The sequence below is a fragment of the Thermogutta terrifontis genome, from assembly GCF_002277955.1.
Classification (GTDB): Bacteria; Planctomycetota; Planctomycetia; order Pirellulales; family Thermoguttaceae; genus Thermogutta; species Thermogutta terrifontis.
Genome location: NZ_CP018477.1, coordinates 594,684 through 611,501, shown reverse-complemented (window position 1 = coordinate 611,501; position 16,818 = coordinate 594,684). Strand labels below are relative to the sequence as shown.

The following is a 16,818-nucleotide window of genomic DNA, read 5'->3' as shown; positions in this document are numbered from 1 at the left end:
TACAGCTCCGAGAGGCCGTTGCGGTCAGCTCACAGCGAATAAAGACAGGAGAACATACTCATGCTGGTCTACCTGTTGTGGATCGTCATCGTTGGCGCGTGCGTGGGCTTCATCTTTCGCGAGGGGCTGTGGAGTGCCTTCATCCGATTCGTCAACATCTTGATGGCGGGTATCCTGGCCACGAATTTCTTCGAGCCAGCCGCCAGAATGATGGAGGACATGATCGGCCCGAACCTCACATACTTTTACGACTTTCTGGCATTCTGGCTGGTCTTTTCTGTGTCGATGATCATTCTTCATATCGCGACGGCATTCTTGTCCCGCGTGAAGGTGCGATTCAATCTCTATCTCAACCAGGCAGGGGCGGTGGTAATGGGTCTCTTCACCGGCATCCTCATGTGCTGGTTGTTCAATTTTTCCCTCCATCTCGCTCCGCTCGGTACCAAACCATTTATGACGCCGATTCTTAGCGAGGACGGCACGCCGCTGGGCGTTCAGTGGGCCCGCGTGGCCAGTTATCTTTCCAAAGGAGCGCTCTCGCGGTCCGTTTCGGAAGCGGAAGCGGCTCGCTACGGCGGGCCAGTGGCCGCCTTCCCAGGGGCCAAGAATATTTTCCAGACGTATTACGAACGGGCCCAGAAGCTGGAAGAGCAGGTGACTTCCGGCGGAGGATTCACCACCGAATCGGCCCCGCCGAGATAGTGTCGGCCAGTAAAACAAAGCAGCGTGACGAGCGTAGATCGAAAAGGGTCGCGGCGCGGCTTGTGAAACCGGGTAATTTAGGAAAATAACAATCCCCGGTCCGGATTGGGTGGAAATCGTCGGCGTCGAGGGAAGATTGACTGTGGCAGAAGTCTTTTGACGCCACTGAATGTCGTTCCAGGGTCATCAGTCCCACCCGCCATGGATAGCTTTTTTGGAAGAGTGCCCCGGCCGTTGTGGGCCGAAACAAAGGAATCGCGGCGCGGATTCAGGCCTCATCTGTCGTATCGCGTGGGAGCCAGCGTATGAGCCAGGAAACAGCACGGGCGGCACCGCCCGACACAGTCGTGCCAGAAGCGGCGGCCTACCGTCCTCTCAGTGCGGCAGCCGTGGTGGCCTGGGTTTTGGGTGTCCTCTCGCTGAGTGCCTTCCTTGGGCCGGCTTTATGGGTGGTTGCCCTTGCCGGTGTCATTGTGAGTCTCTGGGCCTGGATCCGCATTCATCAGTTTGAGCCGCCGCTTACCGGAAGGACGGCCGCCCTGATCGGACTGGGTTTGAGCGTCTTCTGCCTGGTCGGAGGGCCGTCTCACTGGATGCTGCGGCGCTACCTGCTCAATCAGGAGGCCCAGAAATTCGCCATGCTGTTTTTTGACTATCTCCTCCACGACCAGCCACACAAGGCGCATCAGCTCAGTCGGTCGGCTTTCGATCGGGCTCCCCTGGACGAGCATCTATGGGAAAAATACCCCCCGGACAGTACCGCCCGAAAGGACCTCGAGGCGTTTCTGGAGCGGAAGGAGGTGCGCGCGATCATCCTGCTGGGTAAAGATCCCCGTACCAAAATCAGGTTTTTCGACAACGAAGGCGTCTGGCGGGAGGACACGCTCATCAAGGTTGCCCAAAGCTACGCAGTGACCTACTTTGACACCAACAATGTCAAGCGGACGTTCTTCGTCACAGTCATTTTAAATCGCTATCCCCTGCGAACCGCGAAGATTTCTGATTGGTACGTCAGCGATATCAGCAGTTACAATCCGCCCCATGCCCTGGAACATCTCCAAAAGGCCTGGGAAAAGGCGCAGAGGGAAAAAGAAAAGACGCGGGCGCTCGGCGAGATGCCGTCACCCGAAGAGTGACGAGAACGACACTTCGGCTCGTGCACTGCGGGAGGTTGGGCTGTGACACTGGCGGAAGAACTGGAACGCCTTCATCGCCTTCACGAGGCGGGAGCCCTGACCGACGAGGAGTTTGCGGCAGCCAAGGCCCGGCTGCTTTCTGATTCTTCCGGCCAACAAAGAAGTTCGCCTGTCGTCGGATGGCGATTACGGGAACGGCTCCAGGACGGTCGGTTCTGGGCGATGCTTCTCCATCTGTCGCTGCTCCTCAACATCACGCTTCCCGGGTTTGCCCTTGTGGTGCCATTTCTTATCTGGCAACTGGGAAAAGATCGCTTCCCTGAGCTGGATGCCCATGGCAAGAACGCGGCCAATTTTGTGATGTCTTATCTGATTTACGGGGCGTGCGTCGCCGCGGTGGGATTCATCGTCTCCCTCATTCCGCTGGGGATTACACTATCGCTCCCGCTCTGGTACGGGTTTGCCGTCGCCGTGGTGCTGTGCGTTTTCTACGTGGCGTGGCAGGCCAATCAGGGTCGCCTGGTCAAATATCCGCTGGCCATCCCATTCTTCGTGTGACAGGATATCATCGCGTCGGCAACAGGCCGCCGTTCCAAGTGGCTAATCCAACGCGGAAAAAAGCGGCTCCGTAGGCGCAATTCATGAATTGCCCCTACCGTCAGGTCCCTACCGATTGAATCCCTGCGCCCGCGCCAGCCCGTGGGGACGTCCTCGTCCTCGTCGGCCGAGAGGAAGTGCAGATGTGTCGGGTACGCAATCCCAGACTCTCTCGAAAAGCTGGCCCCCTTTCTAATTCCGCGGCCGTACCGGATGCGAACTTTTCAGCCCGAACCAGTGTCTGGTCGATGAGATTAATGATAATAGTTGACTTTGTTGACCAACAATGTAATAATATCGGTGATTCTGTCGGCGAAACCGGACCATTTTTGTGTCCAACCGGTGGACAAAATACGCCCTGGTGCGCGCGGGCAAAAAGGTCCCCTGGACCGTTCCCAGCCTTCAGATCATCGAACGCGACCAAGGGAGTAACCCTCGAATGCTTCACACAACGACTCGACGACCTATCCCGGCGGTTGAAATGGTTGATAAAATTACTGATGAATGGCGATCGAAAGAAAACCACTTGGCGGAAATAGATCCCTGGCGCCCGGCGTGGCGAGTGGATTTATCCGACTTTCCCCCCGTGGCCGGAGAAGGGGTGGTCTTCTCCCCCACGGAGGACCAACTCCGCCGGCTCCAGGAGGTGAGCACCATCCTGGAAGAAGCGCCAGCCGAGGTCATCCTCCGCTGGGCCATTGATACGTTCTTTCCCAAGTTAACCATGGCCACGGCCTTCGGCCCGGAAGGGTGCGTGATCCTCTCGATCTTGGCCCGGCTCGAGCCCCGGGTCCACGTGTTCAACCTGGACACCGGTTATCAGTTCAAGGAAACACTGGAGCTGCGGGATCGGATCGCTGAAAAGTATGGAATCGAGGTGGAATTTGCCCGGCCGGAGTTGTCCGTGGAAGAATACGAACGGCAGAATGGTGGGCCCGTTTACAAAACCAACCCTGACCGGTGCTGCTACGAAAGAAAGGTCCTGGTTTTGAAGCGCAAGGTGGTCGGCTATCGGGCGTGGATCAGCGGGATTCGGCGGGATCAGAGTCCCCATCGGGCAAACGCCCCCATCGTGGGGTGGGACAAGAAATTCGGACTGGTAAAGATCAACCCTCTTGCTCGGTGGACCAAGAACGACGTGTGGAAAAGAATTCTCGCGGAAGAGATCCCTTACAATCCCCTCCACGACCAGGGTTATCCGAGCATTGGTTGCTGGCCATGCACTCGGCCAGTTTTGTTCGGCGAGGATGAACGTGCGGGACGCTGGAGCGGCACGGGCAAAACGGAGTGCGGCTTGCATCTGGCGGACGATCAACCGCCACCACCTCCGCCGACAACCTACGGAAATCTGTGACGCGGCGGGGAAACCTAAGAGGCATCCAGCGGGGCACGGCGGCCATGGGACGGCGGTCCGAGCGATGAGCAGCGTAGCAGGATAATACGTGCGAAAGGACATCGTCGGCGGCCATCATTCACAGGACCGAACCTGGAGCCGCGGGCTGATCAGGGAACCGAGGAAGGCGTAGCTGGGAGAGTGGGGCAGCGGAAAGGGACATGCGGTAAACAATTGGCTGGTGAAAACCATTGGGAAAGCTCTCTCGTGCAAGAGAGGTTGATATGAAAATATCCGCGAAAACGGAATATGCGTGTGTGGCCATGTTGGAACTGGCATCCCGGTACGAATCCGGCGGGCCGGTCCAGGTAAGGAAAATCGCGGAGCGTCACGCCGTTCCCTCAAGGTTTCTCGTGCAGATCATGTTGCAACTGAAAGCCGCTGGCTTGGTGGCAAGCACGCGAGGGGCGGCAGGAGGCTACCGGCTGGCCGTTCCCCCCACTGAAATCACGCTGGGCCAGGTGATGGACATCGTCGAGGGTAACAAGCAGCCGGACGTCAATTTTGCCGTGAGTTCCTCTCCCGATTCGCCCGCCGTCAAGGCACTCGTCCAGGCATGGCAGGAGATCCAGAAAAAAGAGCGGGACATGCTCTATTCGATCACTTTTGCCGAACTCCTCGAACGCGCCCGACAGTTCGACACGCAGATGTATTACATCTGATCAGTGAAATTGCGTCCTGATCGCAATGGAACGGAATAACTTTGCTGTCGCTGAAAAGCTGGCCTGAAAGATAAATCTATTCGAGATTCTTGGGTAAGTGTCACCTGGATTCTCGAAGCGGCGTGCGCTTGACCCTTCCCTACTTTTGCAGCGATGTGTGAGATACCACGGGCGCAATCTGTTGGTAGGGGCAATTCATGAATTGCCCCTACCGGAATGCGGTCCGGCCACGGTCCATGGGGCGTCACGGCGATTCGGGAATCGGCCCCATCGGTCATCGTTGTTCCATTTGGACCGACGGCAAGGTGGTGAAGGCTAAAGCCTTCACCAAAAAGCGGCGATGAATCGCCGCACTCCATGGAGTGCGGGGCTTTAGCCCCGCTTTCGGCGCGGGACTTCAGTCCCCGGCGAAAGGCAGTGGACTGTCCAACGTCGAAAAGCGGACGTGACAAGCACGTCCCTCCGAAACACGACTCGGAGGGGCACGCTTATCGTGCCCGGTCAAACAGGGATGGATTATCAAAGGTTGAAAAGTGGACGTGACAAGCACGTCCCTCCGGAAAAACCGGACCTAACGAACAGGTCCCTCCGACGCCTGGATATGTGAGCGTCAAAAGCTTTGGTAGGGGCAATTCATGAATTGCCCCTACCGGAATGCGGTTCGGCTATGGTCCATACGGCCCGTTCCGCGCCGGCGCGTGATCTGCCCTCCCAGTCATCCCCTCTTAAATGATCGTCTGGCTACTCAGCTTGATTCTTTCCTCACAGTGCGGATCACAAGCAGGAAGAACGGCAGCGAGGCGAGTTGTGCCCCCACGGAGAAAGCCACCAATACCGGGAGCGAGAAACCGTACAACACACCCATGCAGGCACTGCCAGCGAACCACGCCAGACCATAGCCGGCATTGAAAATCCCGTACGCCCTGCCGCGCCATTCGGAGGGCACCATGGCCCCCACGGCCGCGCGAATGATCGACTCCTGGGCTCCCATGCCAATGCCCCACAATGCCAGACCAACGGCCGCGCCGACCGTTCCCTTCAGAAAAACAAGCGGTGCAAAAAGTGCCGAGGCCAGGACCCCTATGGCGACGGCCAGAAACCCGATGCGATCAAAGAGCCGTCCAAAGATAAGGGCCGCCACCGCGTCCACTGCCATCGCAAGGGCATAGGAAATGGGAATCCAACCGGCCGGCAACAGGCGAACTTTCTCGAAGTGATAAGCAATCAGGGGAAAGTCCACAAAACCTGCCGCCACGCAGGCAGCCCCGATCATATAAAGCCAGAATGACGCCGAAAACCCCCTGATACGAAGATCGGGAGCTTTGGACTCGAGTTCCTGGGGACGGGGATAAAGCGCGCAGGCCACCGCGAGTACCAGAAGGGCCAGGATCGCGGGAATCCCCAGCGCAGCGAAGCTCGTACGGAACGATCCGCCCGCCAGCAGGATGCCCGCCACGACCATCGGCCCGAGTATCGCGCCGATCTGATCCATGGCCTCATGGAGTCCAAAGCCCCATCCTCGTCCGATTCTTGCCGTGGCGTGAGACAGGATGGCATCTCGGGCCGGAGTCCGCAGCGCCTTGCCCGTTCTTTCGAGGACCACCAGAGCGGCAGCCACCTCCCAGCGACTGGTCAAAGCCAGCGCTGGGACGGCCAGCAGGTTGATCGCGTATCCCATGAGGGTCAGCATCCAGTAGCGGCGTGTACGGTCCGCCAGGTAACCCGATCCCAACCGTAGCACGTAGCCGACGAGTTCTCCCAGCCCAGCGACCACACCCACCACGGCAGCGCTGGCACCGAGCACCTGAAAATAAGGCCCGACGACACTCCGCGCACCTTCGTAGGTGACGTCCGCGAGCAGACTTACCAGTCCTAACAGGACAACCAACCGAATGGCCTGACGTAGCTGACGACTGGCTGGGTCAGTTTCCATGGACTGTACCTCTTCACCCAAACGGAAAAAGGGTTCTCGGTATACCGGTCAACTAACGCGGGAAACGACTTCGGGGACAAAAAACGCGTGGGCCCGTAGCTGCTTTCATCTTTCGAGACGGTCTAACGACCGGTCTGGTTCTCACCGCTCCTGGCGCGTTCCAGGAGCACTTCCCGCAGAACAACCGCTTGATTGTGGTCGCGATCGTGAGCCGCGAACAGGAGGGTCAATCCAGAGCTCAAGGCGTGGGAAAGGAGCAAGTCCAATTGCTGGGGCCGTTGTTGAAGTTCTTCGCGATAGCGACGCCCAAACTCTTCCCATTTGGCAGGATCGTGCCCGAACCATTTGCGCAGCGCATCGCTCGGTGCGACATCCTTCATCCATAGATCGAGAACGAGCTGCTCCTTTCTGATCCCACGGGGCCAGAGCCGATCGACCAGAACGCGAAAACCATCGTCTGGCGAGGCAGGATCGTACACCCGTTTCACACGGATGGAAGGAACTCGGCTGCTTGACTTTTTCATTTTGCTGCTCTCTGACGGAAAAATCGCCTGCCCACCGCAAACCAATCACAGACCCAATCCGCCACCGGCCGGCACGACACAGGTGGCGTCATCCCTTTTCAGCTACGCCAGTGGAATGGGATGCGGACCTCGACGGGGGCATACTCGCCGGTGCAACCTGCCCGGCCAGAGCTGCTTGTCAGGCCCATATTTCAACCTCGGACAATCCATTCCACCGACCGAGTCCCGCCCGTTCAGTTCAGCTCGTGTTGAGGAGACGCAATCCATGGATTGCCGCTACCCCTCGTTACGAACCTCTGACCTCTCACAGATCTCCACCAAAACGGGGATCCACCATCCAGATGCGGAGTTGTGAGAATACCGGGAAAGGGCTATAATCCAGGCAAAGTTTGTCGATAATTAAAACCACCCGATGGAGCACCGAATACGCGTGGTGGCTGCAATCGGTCAAAGAGTCCGCCACTCCGAGAATTTTACACCGGCAGTCAGAAGTCGTTGGAAAGAAGACGCTCACCCAACATGCAAATGGTTGTGGCTCGGTGACATGTTACGAGTCCACAACGTGCTTGAAGTGACCAGGTTTTTTAACGAAGCGAATGATATCGCACAGGATAGGGCTTGGGACGGATATCCATCGCCTGGAGGAGCCAGGGCCGCTTCTCATAGGGGGGGTTGTGATCCCGCACAATCGCCATGCGGTAGGACACAGCGATGCCGACACGCTCCTCCATGCTGTCACCGACGCCATTTTGGGGGCGGCAGGCCTGGGCGACATCGGCCAGCTTTTTCCGGACACCGATCCAGCCAACCGCGGCCGGGCGTCCGATGATATGCTGCGGCGGGCGTGGTTGATGGCCAGCGAACAGGGATGGCAGCTCGCCAACCTCGATTGCACCATCCACGCTCAGAAACCCAAATTGGCCCCCTATATCCCCGAAATGAAAAAACGCGTGGCAGACATCCTGGGAGTTTCCCCGGAGAAGATCAGTATCAAGGCCAAAACAGGTGAAGGCGTGGACGCCGTCGGTCGCGAGGAGGCCATCGCTGCCCAGGCCGTCGTCCTCTTGTGGAGGTCGACCGCTCAGGATTGAAAACGAGTCCCATGGCCGCTCTCGCCAGAGCTGTCGTGGATTTCCATCGGTCACCTTCAACGCTTTCCAACAGGCAAAGGGAAAAAACTCGGAAAACACTTCTGAACATGGCATTGTAAGCGATCGTCGTACCTATGATCCGCGTCTATAACACCCTGACCCGAAAAAAAGAGCCTTTTGAAACCGTCAAACCCGGCCAGGTGGGCATCTATCTGTGCGGACCGACGGTTTATAAACCCAGCCACATCGGCCACATGGTCGGTCCGGTGATCTTCGATGCGATCAAACGCTATCTCACCTACAACGGCTACCGGGTGACGTGGGTCGTCAACATCACCGATGTGGATGACAAGCTCATCGCGGAAAGCCAGCGGCGCGGGATCCCCATGTCCCAGGTGGCGGAGGAAATGATTGCCGATTACATGGCCAATCTTCAGGCCCTGGGAATTGACACGGTCGACCATTTTCCCCGCGCTACCGAGAATATCGACGCCATCATCGAGTTCATTCAGGACCTGATTGCCAAAGGCTATGCCTATCCCGCGGACGGCGATGTTTATTTCGACGTAACAAAAATTCCCGATTACGGCAAACTGAGCGGCCGAAAACTGGAATCCATGCTGCCCGAGGGTGGGGAAGGTGCCCACCGCAAACGATCGCCGTACGATTTTGCCCTGTGGAAGTCCGCCAAGCCGAATGAGCCGTTCTGGAACAGTCCGTGGGGTCCCGGCCGCCCTGGCTGGCATATTGAGTGCTCCGTGATGAGCAGTCGGATCCTCGGCGAGACGTTCGACATTCACGGCGGCGGGCTGGACCTGGTTTTCCCCCATCACGAGAATGAAATCGCCCAGAGTGAGGCCCGGCACGGTAAGCCGATGGTCCGCTACTGGCTGCACAACGGGCTGATGCAGGCCGCCGACGAAATCGGCAAAGTGGGCGGCCGACACACCCGACCCGCCGACGATCTGGAAGCTCAGCAGGTAGGCAAGATCAGCAAGTCCAAAGGGGCCAGTCCGTTCCGGGAACTCCTTGCGGAGTACCGGCCCGAGACCATTCGCTTTTTCATTCTCTCCACACACTATCGACGGCCAATTGAGTTCAGCGAGCGTCGCCTGCAAGAGATGGAAACCGCCGTCGAGACGTTCTACAGGTTTTTCGAACGTTTTGAGCGTATCACAGGACGGTCGTTTTACACGCTGCCTGCTCCCACACGACGGGAAGAGGGCGAGTTTTCGCCGGGCGACGATCCATTTCTCAAGGATGTCCACGCCCACCGGGAAAAATTCCTCGAATTCATGGACGACGATTTCAACACCGGGGGAGCCATTGGTGAACTCTTCGAGCTGGTACGTCGCCTCAATCGGTACATCGACGAAAATCGGCTGGAGGAGCCGGCCTCGCGAACCCCGGAAAAGCTGACGAATCTGGTCAAGGGGGCGACTGTTTTGAAAGAACTGGGTAACGTCCTGGGACTGTTCCGCACGCCGCCACCCTCGCGAAAAACGGTCGAGGAAAGCGGCCTGACAGCCAAACTGCTGGACCTACTGGTGGCCATTCGGGCGGAAGCACGCAAGGCCAAAAACTTTCAGGTAGCCGACCGCATCCGCAGCGGCCTGGCGGAACTCGGGGTGGTCCTGGAGGATCGTCCCGACGGCACCACCTGGCGAATCGAGAATCGCTCCGGCGATTGAGCAAACTTCCGAAGCGCATCAACGACAAAAAATGAATTGCTGGCCACGGAGAATCGGCCGTTCTTGGCTTGCCATTCAGGGATGGTCAATTTCATGAAGCGATTTTCCTCGCAATCGATGACGGCTTCGGAGTCCTTGGGAAAACAGCGCATTCTGGGGGTCGACCCCGGATTGCGGGTCACCGGCTACGGTGTCATCGAGATTACAGAGGGAACGCCGCCGACGCTCTGCGAAGCGGGAGTCATTCGCGCTCCCACTCACAAAGACCTCCCTGCCCGGGTCGGCGCCATTTTTCACGGCATGCGGGAAATCCTGGAGAGCTTCCACCCTGCCGCGGTCGCTCTGGAAGAAGTCTTTTCTCATTACCAGCGACCAAGAACCGCTATCCTCATGGGTCATGCCCGAGGGGTGATCTGTCTGGCTGCAGAACAGGCGGGGGTTCCCGTGGTGGCCTACGCGCCCACGCAGGTCAAACGACTTCTGACGGGATCGGGGCGTGCGAGCAAGGCCCAGATCCAGCGGGCCATCCAGCGGGAACTGGCGCTGGTTGAGCCTCCTGAACCACCCGACGTGGCCGATGCCCTGGCTCTCGCCCTGTGCCACGCCTATCTTTTACGCAAGCGACTGTTTATCGCCGCCCAGTAAACTCCGTGGTGCGAACGAGCTGGTGGAGAAAGCCGGCCAAGAATCGGACGAACGCTGGATCGGACGTGAACGATCAATCCGGGGGCTCGCGGCGACACACCCAAAAGATCGCCCGCACGAGCATCCGCACAAACGATTTTTGCCGAAAGTCGTCCGGATGGCCCAGCGAGGTGTAAAACACGCGGGCCCCCTTATATAGGCGGACCCAGGCGACGGGTTCAACGTGCCCGGGTATGGTTCCCTTGAGAAAAACCGTCGTATCCGGTGCGAGATTGGGATTGCGATACAGGCTACCCGATGATGTGTAAGGCTCAAAGCCCTGCACGATGGGGTGATTTTTTCCCGTCTCGGCAACCTCGATGTAAGGGTGAAGGTCCTTACCGTAATGGTTCTGGTAATCGCCTCCGAACACGAGCTTGTCGAGTTCCAGCCAATTCTGGAAGGCGTGACTGGCGGTGCGGATTCCCACAATGGGATGGCCTGATTCGATGTAGCGTTTGATCCGTTCCAACGGTTCGCCGGTGATTTCCAGCCGCCGGGTGAAGAGGACCATGCAATCGCTGCTGTCCAGGGCCTCAAGCCCCGGCAATTCGGTCAGTCCTTTGGCGAAGACCTTATGGGACTTGACCCCGTAATTCAGCTCCAGATAGTCCGCCAGCCAGTTCAGACTGTCATCGGAGCGGTACTCTTCGCTTCCCGAGATGAGACACAGCCGCAGGGGTGGCGCACTCTTGCGGGGCGGCGTCTCGACTTCCAGGAACTCCGCGAGAACTTCTCCCGCTCGAAGCGATGCTAACGTCGCTGACAGACCCACGGTGGTATGGGCAGAATGGAAAATGAACCGGCGGCGGTTCAAACGAGACATCGTTACATCCCCCAAACCTCTTTGCAGAACACGGCGCGAATAATTGGGCACGCTGGTCTCTGGCACATTTATTATGACCGCGGCTGCGAACGGTGTCCAACAATCCGAGCCGCGTCCTGGGATCCCTCTCGAACAAGACGGTGGCAAAAGAGTTACAGAGTTCCAGGAGAAAAAATTGGCTTCTGTAGCAATGAGGCAAACATCAAGGGCGGGAGAACCTTTGCGGCGGTGATTCTCCGCCCCGCGGCGATCACAGGCCACCGGATCCGGGGGACGGGTGTGGAACGGGATGGGGATCCGGAGTTGAGAATTTGGGGAATTGAGAGGGCAACCCGAACCGGTCTGTCCACCAGGGGTCTTGCAAAGATTTTGCCATCTGTAACGAATACTCATTGACAGGTGTATTGATTGGCAGGCGACGAGGGAATAGCAATGAAACGGCCCCATGGCGAGGCAACCGGTGTGGCGGACGAGACCTGGGCAATCGAAACCGAACATCTGACGAAGGTTTACGGCGGTGAAGTGATCGCCGTCAACGATCTGAGTTTTCGCGTCCCCAAGGGGGTTATTTTCGGCTTCCTGGGACCGAACGGGGCCGGAAAAACGACCACCCTGCAGCTGCTTTTGGGGCTTCAGCGTCCCACGGCAGGGCGGGCATGGATTTTCGGCCATGTGTGTGGGCCGCAGTCCGTGACGGTCCGGCGGTTGGTCGGCTATCTGCCCACCAACCCGCGATTCCCTGGACATCTGAAACCTTTTGAATACCTCGACCTGGTCGGACAGTTGTATCGCATTCCGGCGGACGTGCGGCGACCACGGATCGCGTCCTTGCTGCGGGCGGTAGGGCTGCTGGGTGTGGCCGACCAGCGAATCGCGACCCTTTCCACCGGCGAGACGACGCGTCTGGGAATTGCCGCGTCCCTCGTGGGGGATCCGCTCTTACTTTTGTGGGACGAGCCCACGGCAGGACTCGATCCGGCCGCCCGGCGCTTCGCCCTCGATCTGATTCGCGAGCTTGGGCGAGAAAGAACGATTCTTGTGGCGACGCACATTCTGGCGGATATCGACCAGGTATGCACACACGTGGGGGTCATGCACGAAGGCAGAATGATTTTCTGCGGTCCGATCGCGGAGATGAAGCGGCGGCTGCGGGGAGATAGCTTCTTTCTGGACCTGGAGGGCACGGAAGACAACCTGCGACGACTGGCGGGGATGCTGGCTCAGCTTCCCGTGGTTTCCGCGGAGTGGCTGGATCCGCGGCGGGTACGGATTTCTGTCAACGGCGAAGTCAGCCGGGCCGAGGCACTCGCCGAGGTGCTCCGAAGAGTGGATCAGGCGGGCGTGGTGTTGCATGGTGTGCAAACGGGCTTGGGGGCCACCGAAGACGCCTATTTGCAGCTTCTCCAAGAGGATGAACTCCATGGCTTTAAGCGGTTTCAAGATGCTCCGCGACCTGCTGCTCCCCACCCAGGCACTAGTCAGACTTGAGCTCCGGACACTCTTTCGGAGCTGGCTGGTGCGACTGTGGCTGGCAGCAGCGATCGTGCTCAGCTTTTTGACTGTGCTGACGGGTTGGTCGTTTCTGACTCAGCCGGTGATGCTGGCCTCGCTGGTTTTTCCCTTCCTCGTTTTCCCCTGGTTTGTGGTGGTCATCATTCTGGGCACCAGTGCGGTCAGTTCAGGACAGTTGGAAGCGGCTGCCGACGGCATCTTGAGTCGCCCGATCACACGGCTGGAATATCTCGGGGCGGCGTGGCTGGCACGAGCGATTGCGGTGCTCCTCGTGTTTGTCGTGGCGGTGATCCCCGCGGCATTGATCACAGGTTTGGCTGATCGGCCGGTGAAGCCTGACCCCGTCACGACCTACGGGGCGATTGTCGGGCTGGGAATTGTGGCGCTGGTGCTGCTGGGCGTTTTGAGCCTGGGCTTTTTGATGGGCGTGCTCCTTCGGAACGCCTGGGTGGCCCTTCTGGTGGTCCTTTTTGTGTGGTATCCGATCAACGCGGTACTGACAACGTTTCGACTGGCGGAGTTTTCTCCCATCAGCCTCAACCAGGCACTGCCCACCGTGTTCAGAAAGAGCTGGCGCGCCACCACCTCTTCCGATCAGGTGAATCCGCTGGATGTGGCCATCCTCCAACAGCAGGCGGACGAATTTCTGCGTGTCTTTTCCGGGCAACCGCAACGAAGGGAACGCCGTCCCGACTTTTTCCAGCATGACCTGGAATACAAGGACATCCGACCGGGGCGGGTAGCCCTCAGCTACACCCTGCCGGTGGTGCTGTTTTTTGGACTGTCCTACCTGTGCTTCTGGTACCGGGATTTGTGAAGTGGCCGCAAATGAGTCATCGCGAAAGCTGATGCTGTGACAATTCGCTGAAAAACCGTGAACATTGATTGGATTTGGGAGGTGTGCTCATGCGAGGTCTCAAATCGCTTTTGCTGACGAGCGTGGTCGCGTTGCTAATTGGGGGCTGGCAAGGCTGGTGTCCGGCGGGCGACATCCAGTCCACCACCGCCTGGATCCCGCAGAACGCGGTGGCCACCCTGGTCCTGAAGAATCCGACGAGCCTGATCGAACAGTGGGAAAAATCCCCGTTGCGCCAGGCCGTCGAAAGCAATCCGGGGTTCCGCGCAGCGCTGGCCAATCCCGGACTCAAGCAGGCCGACGCCCTGGTGGGGCTGGTGGAGGTCCACACGAAAAAGGACCGCTGGACGCTCCTCAAGCAATTGCTGGGCGGTGGTCTGTTTGTGGCGGCCCTTCCACGGGGAGAGGTCCTCGTGATCGCGGAGGCCCAGGACGGTCAGCTCTTGCGGGACGTGCACGAGTTTCTCCTTGGATTGGCGAAACTCGACGCGGAGAACAAGGGCCAGCCGGATCGGGTAAAATCGGCCGATTACCGCGGTGTGACGGCATGGACGTTCGGCGGAGATGAGATTCACGCGATTGTCGAGAATCGCCTCATCCTGACCAATAAGCCCGACTTAATGAAGCAGATCATCGACCGCATCCAGGATTCTCGCGGCGGGGGCCTGCGGGACAATCCGAAATTTGCCGCCGCGGCAAAGGCCACCGCTGATCATAACTTGGTGCTCTATCTGGACCTAGAGACACTTCGGGCACTTCCCAACGTGGCAAAAGGCCTGGAACAGGGGCGCCAGCCGTTGCCCATCCTCTTGCTGGCGGGAACAGTGACGGCCCTTCAGAAGGCCCCGTGGCTCGCTGTGGGACTGAGCATTGAGGGAAACCGTGTGAAGGGTACGCTGCAAACAGGGGAAGTCGCCGAGTGGCCCAGCACGCTCTCTTTCGCCGTGACGTCTCCGGAAGATGGCGTCCTGCCGCCGATTCATGTGCCCGGCACCGTACTCACGGCGAGCTTCTACCGGAACCTTCGCGATTTTTACGCCCAGAAGAATGAGCTTTTCCCGGAGAGGACATCCGGCCTGATCTTCTTCGAAAACATGATGGGCATCTTCTTCACGGGTCGAAATTTCACGGAGGAGGTGCTTGCCGAGCTCGAGCCGTATGTCCGCGTGGTGGTGGCGGCCCAGCGGTATGCACCGGAAGTCGGCACGCCAGCCGTGCAGCTTCCCGCCGTGGCGGTTGTCTTCCGCATGAAGAATCCGGAAAAGTTTCAGCCGGTTGTGGAAGAGGGCTTCCAGAACGCGCTGGGGCTGATCAATTTTGTTCGCGGGCAGGACGCCAAGCCGGGCATGATTCTCGATCGGCCGGTGTATAAGGGCGTTAAATACACACTGGCGTATTTCAATCCAGATCCGGAAGGTGACAAAGAACATGCTGACATTCGCTTCAACTTCAGCCCGGTACTGGCATGTCGCGATCGGGACCTGATCCTCAGCACGGCCGAGCCGCTGGCCAAAGACATCCTGGATGCCCTGGCAGCGCAGGAGGCAGCCGTGCAAAGCGTGCAAAAGGCGGTAACGACGCAGCTTGAGGTCCTGGGAACGCAGATCGTTCGTCTGCTGGAACTCAACAAGGAGGCCCTGATCGCCCAGAATATGGCGGAAAAAGGACACAGCCGGGAGAAGGCGGAGCAAGAGCTCTCGCAGCTTCTCACGGTGCTCAAGCTGCTGAGCGAACTGCGGGTTACCGAGAGTTTTCGCGACCGCAGCAATCGATGGGATTTTCAGCTTGAATTGACGAGGCCGTGATTCAGAGGCCGTCCCATAGCGGAGGATTCCCATCATGATCGCGCAGCCCGAGGGCTTCCATCGTGGGGCGCTGGACCGAGAGTTGGCCGGTCGATTACTCCGCCGGGCTGTTGGTTCCCTCGTCATCGAGGAGCGCGAGGCCCTGGTGGGTCTGGATGTACCGCAGGCTTTGGCGCGGCTTGTTGGTGGCATGCAAGCAGGTCCGCGCTGGCAAGAGATTCAAGATTTGGAGGGGCTAAGCGCCGAGCGCGGCCAGTTGGCAGGGTACCGCACCTGGCAACTTGGTCGATTAGTGGAATCGCCCCAGCCATTTCGCGAAATGCTGACTCTCTTCTGGCTGGACCTGTTTGCCGTGTCAGCCCTGCGTGTGGAGCCGCTCCGCTTGTACCACGATTTTCGTAGTGGATTGCGGGAAAGGGCGTTTGAGCCGCTGGAGAAAGTATTCACCTTCGCCTTGACGCATCCGGCGCTTTTGCTCAATCTGCGCGCTCCCTCAAACTATCGATCCCAGCCCCAGGAGCAAATCGGCCGGTTCCTTGTGCAGTATGTCGTCGGCGACGACCCCCGTGAAAAAGCAGCCCTGGTGGCGGATATTGCCCGGGCGTACACAGGGATGTTTGTTTCCTCCGGCCGATTGCGGGTGTTGGACTACGAACACGATCCGCGGCCGAAAACAGTCGGCGAGCAGACGGGGGATCTGCGGGCGGAGGATGTGGCCAGGGCCCTGGCGCGGGATCGGGAAACCGCTGAAAACGTGGTGCGAAGATTGTTCGGATGGTTCGTGACCACAGAGGTTGCCATTCCCCAGCAATTGCTGCTCGCCGCAGAGGAGGTGGTGCTCGGTGGGCGGCCGGTCTCGGAGTTATTGACGCTTCTTCTGGGATGGGAGGAGTGTCTGAAAGATCAGCGTTATCGCCGGGTGAAATCACCCCTCGAGGTGTACCTTGCCGTGGCACGCCCCTTTGGATATCGGGCAACCATCCGTGCGGCGGAAACGCTGGCTGAATTGGGTTGGGATGTCGTCCATCCACCCACGCTGGCCGGTTGGCCTCGCGGACAGGCCTGGCTGACGGGTTCTCAGGTTGCCCGGCATGTGGCTCTCGTCCGGGCGCTTCTGTCTGGTGGGGAAAATTGGGGGGCCACGGCCCAGATGTCGGAAGTCCTCTCGCGGCCGGACTGGTCGTCCAGGCTGGTGGAAACACTCCTAAGCGGCGAGCCTCCCGCTGAGGTCCGCGCGGATTGGCAGAAACTTGTCCAGGAGGCCCATGACGAGACCGCGAAAAAGGAGGCGCTGGCCTTTCTGGCAACTTTGCCCGAGTTCCAACTCTCCTGAGCGATGGTCGAAAAACAACCGTGCTGGCCTGGTATTAGCGGCCGGCCGAGCGTGATGATTGCCGGTCAAAACA

15 protein-coding genes are annotated in these 16,818 nt (G+C 58.9%); 12 read left to right on the top strand and 3 right to left on the bottom strand.

The window, feature by feature from the left end; genetic code table 11:
• Nucleotides 1-60 precede the first annotated feature (60 nt).
• From THTE_RS02250 to THTE_RS02230, 5 genes are all read left to right on the top strand, one after another.
• Nucleotides 61-702 (top strand): CvpA family protein, encoded by a 642-nt coding sequence (locus THTE_RS02250; protein ID WP_095413909.1) that lies wholly within the window; start codon nt 61-63, stop codon nt 700-702.
• A gap of 305 nt (nt 703-1,007) precedes the next feature.
• Nucleotides 1,008-1,838 (top strand): hypothetical protein, encoded by an 831-nt coding sequence (locus tag THTE_RS02245; RefSeq protein ID WP_095413908.1) that lies wholly within the window; start codon nt 1,008-1,010, stop codon nt 1,836-1,838.
• Nucleotides 1,839-1,880: 42 nt separating this feature from the next.
• Entirely contained in the window at nt 1,881-2,396 is a 516-nt protein-coding gene (locus THTE_RS02240; protein ID WP_095413907.1) for a magnetosome magnetite crystal formation protein family, read from the top strand.
• Nucleotides 2,397-2,874: 478 nt separating this feature from the next.
• Nucleotides 2,875-3,789 (top strand): phosphoadenylyl-sulfate reductase, encoded by a 915-nt coding sequence (locus THTE_RS02235; protein ID WP_207651758.1) that lies wholly within the window; start codon nt 2,875-2,877, stop codon nt 3,787-3,789.
• 263 nt (nt 3,790-4,052) lie between these two features.
• Nucleotides 4,053-4,490, top strand: coding sequence for an RrF2 family transcriptional regulator (locus THTE_RS02230; protein WP_095413906.1), 438 nt, complete (start codon nt 4,053-4,055; stop codon nt 4,488-4,490).
• A gap of 745 nt (nt 4,491-5,235) precedes the next feature.
• Here the strand turns inward: THTE_RS02230 and THTE_RS02225 are convergent.
• Both THTE_RS02225 and THTE_RS02220 read right to left on the bottom strand, forming a co-directional pair.
• A complete protein-coding gene (locus tag THTE_RS02225) occupies nt 5,236-6,423 on the bottom strand; it encodes an MFS transporter (protein WP_095413905.1) in 1,188 nt (395 codons plus the stop codon).
• Between the two features lie 122 nt (nt 6,424-6,545).
• A complete protein-coding gene (locus THTE_RS02220) occupies nt 6,546-6,947 on the bottom strand; it encodes a DUF488 domain-containing protein (RefSeq protein WP_095413904.1) in 402 nt (133 codons plus the stop codon).
• Nucleotides 6,948-7,543: 596 nt separating this feature from the next.
• Between THTE_RS02220 and ispF the strand changes: the two genes are divergently transcribed.
• The 3 genes from ispF (at nt 7,544) to ruvC (ending at nt 10,374) form a co-directional block, all read left to right on the top strand.
• Nucleotides 7,544-8,038, top strand: a complete 495-nt coding sequence (ispF, locus tag THTE_RS02215) for a 2-C-methyl-D-erythritol 2,4-cyclodiphosphate synthase (RefSeq protein WP_095413903.1) — start codon at nt 7,544-7,546, stop codon at nt 8,036-8,038.
• Between the two features lie 134 nt (nt 8,039-8,172).
• Nucleotides 8,173-9,729 carry a cysteine--tRNA ligase gene (gene cysS, locus THTE_RS02210; RefSeq protein WP_095413902.1) on the top strand — a complete coding sequence of 519 codons (1,557 nt, stop codon included), beginning with the start codon at nt 8,173-8,175 and terminating at the stop codon, nt 9,727-9,729.
• Between the two features lie 93 nt (nt 9,730-9,822).
• A complete protein-coding gene (gene ruvC / locus THTE_RS02205; RefSeq protein ID WP_237260184.1) occupies nt 9,823-10,374 on the top strand; it encodes a crossover junction endodeoxyribonuclease RuvC in 552 nt (183 codons plus the stop codon).
• A 73-nt stretch (nt 10,375-10,447) separates the two neighbouring features.
• Here the strand turns inward: ruvC and THTE_RS17825 are convergent, their stop codons facing one another.
• The gene (locus tag THTE_RS17825; protein WP_157731642.1) at nt 10,448-11,239 is read right to left on the bottom strand and encodes a ThuA domain-containing protein; all 792 of its coding nucleotides are present in this window, start codon (nt 11,237-11,239) and stop codon (nt 10,448-10,450) included.
• Nucleotides 11,240-11,671: 432 nt separating this feature from the next.
• On the opposite strand from THTE_RS17825, the gene THTE_RS02195 reads away from it, so the two are divergent.
• The 4 genes from THTE_RS02195 to THTE_RS02180 all read left to right on the top strand — a co-directional run bounded on the left by THTE_RS02195 (nt 11,672) and on the right by THTE_RS02180 (nt 16,745).
• Nucleotides 11,672-12,727: an ABC transporter ATP-binding protein gene (locus tag THTE_RS02195; protein WP_095413900.1), complete on the top strand. Its 1,056-nt coding sequence runs from the start codon at nt 11,672-11,674 to the stop codon at nt 12,725-12,727.
• Nucleotides 12,660-13,568, top strand: a complete 909-nt coding sequence (locus THTE_RS02190; RefSeq protein ID WP_157731640.1) for an ABC transporter permease — start codon at nt 12,660-12,662, stop codon at nt 13,566-13,568. The genes THTE_RS02195 and THTE_RS02190 overlap by 68 nt, the downstream gene beginning before the upstream one ends.
• Nucleotides 13,569-13,657: 89 nt before the next feature.
• The gene (locus tag THTE_RS02185) at nt 13,658-15,412 is read left to right on the top strand and encodes a hypothetical protein (RefSeq protein ID WP_095413898.1); all 1,755 of its coding nucleotides are present in this window, start codon (nt 13,658-13,660) and stop codon (nt 15,410-15,412) included.
• A gap of 34 nt (nt 15,413-15,446) precedes the next feature.
• The gene (locus tag THTE_RS02180) at nt 15,447-16,745 is read left to right on the top strand and encodes a DUF1800 family protein (protein ID WP_095413897.1); all 1,299 of its coding nucleotides are present in this window, start codon (nt 15,447-15,449) and stop codon (nt 16,743-16,745) included.
• Nucleotides 16,746-16,818 lie beyond the last annotated feature (73 nt).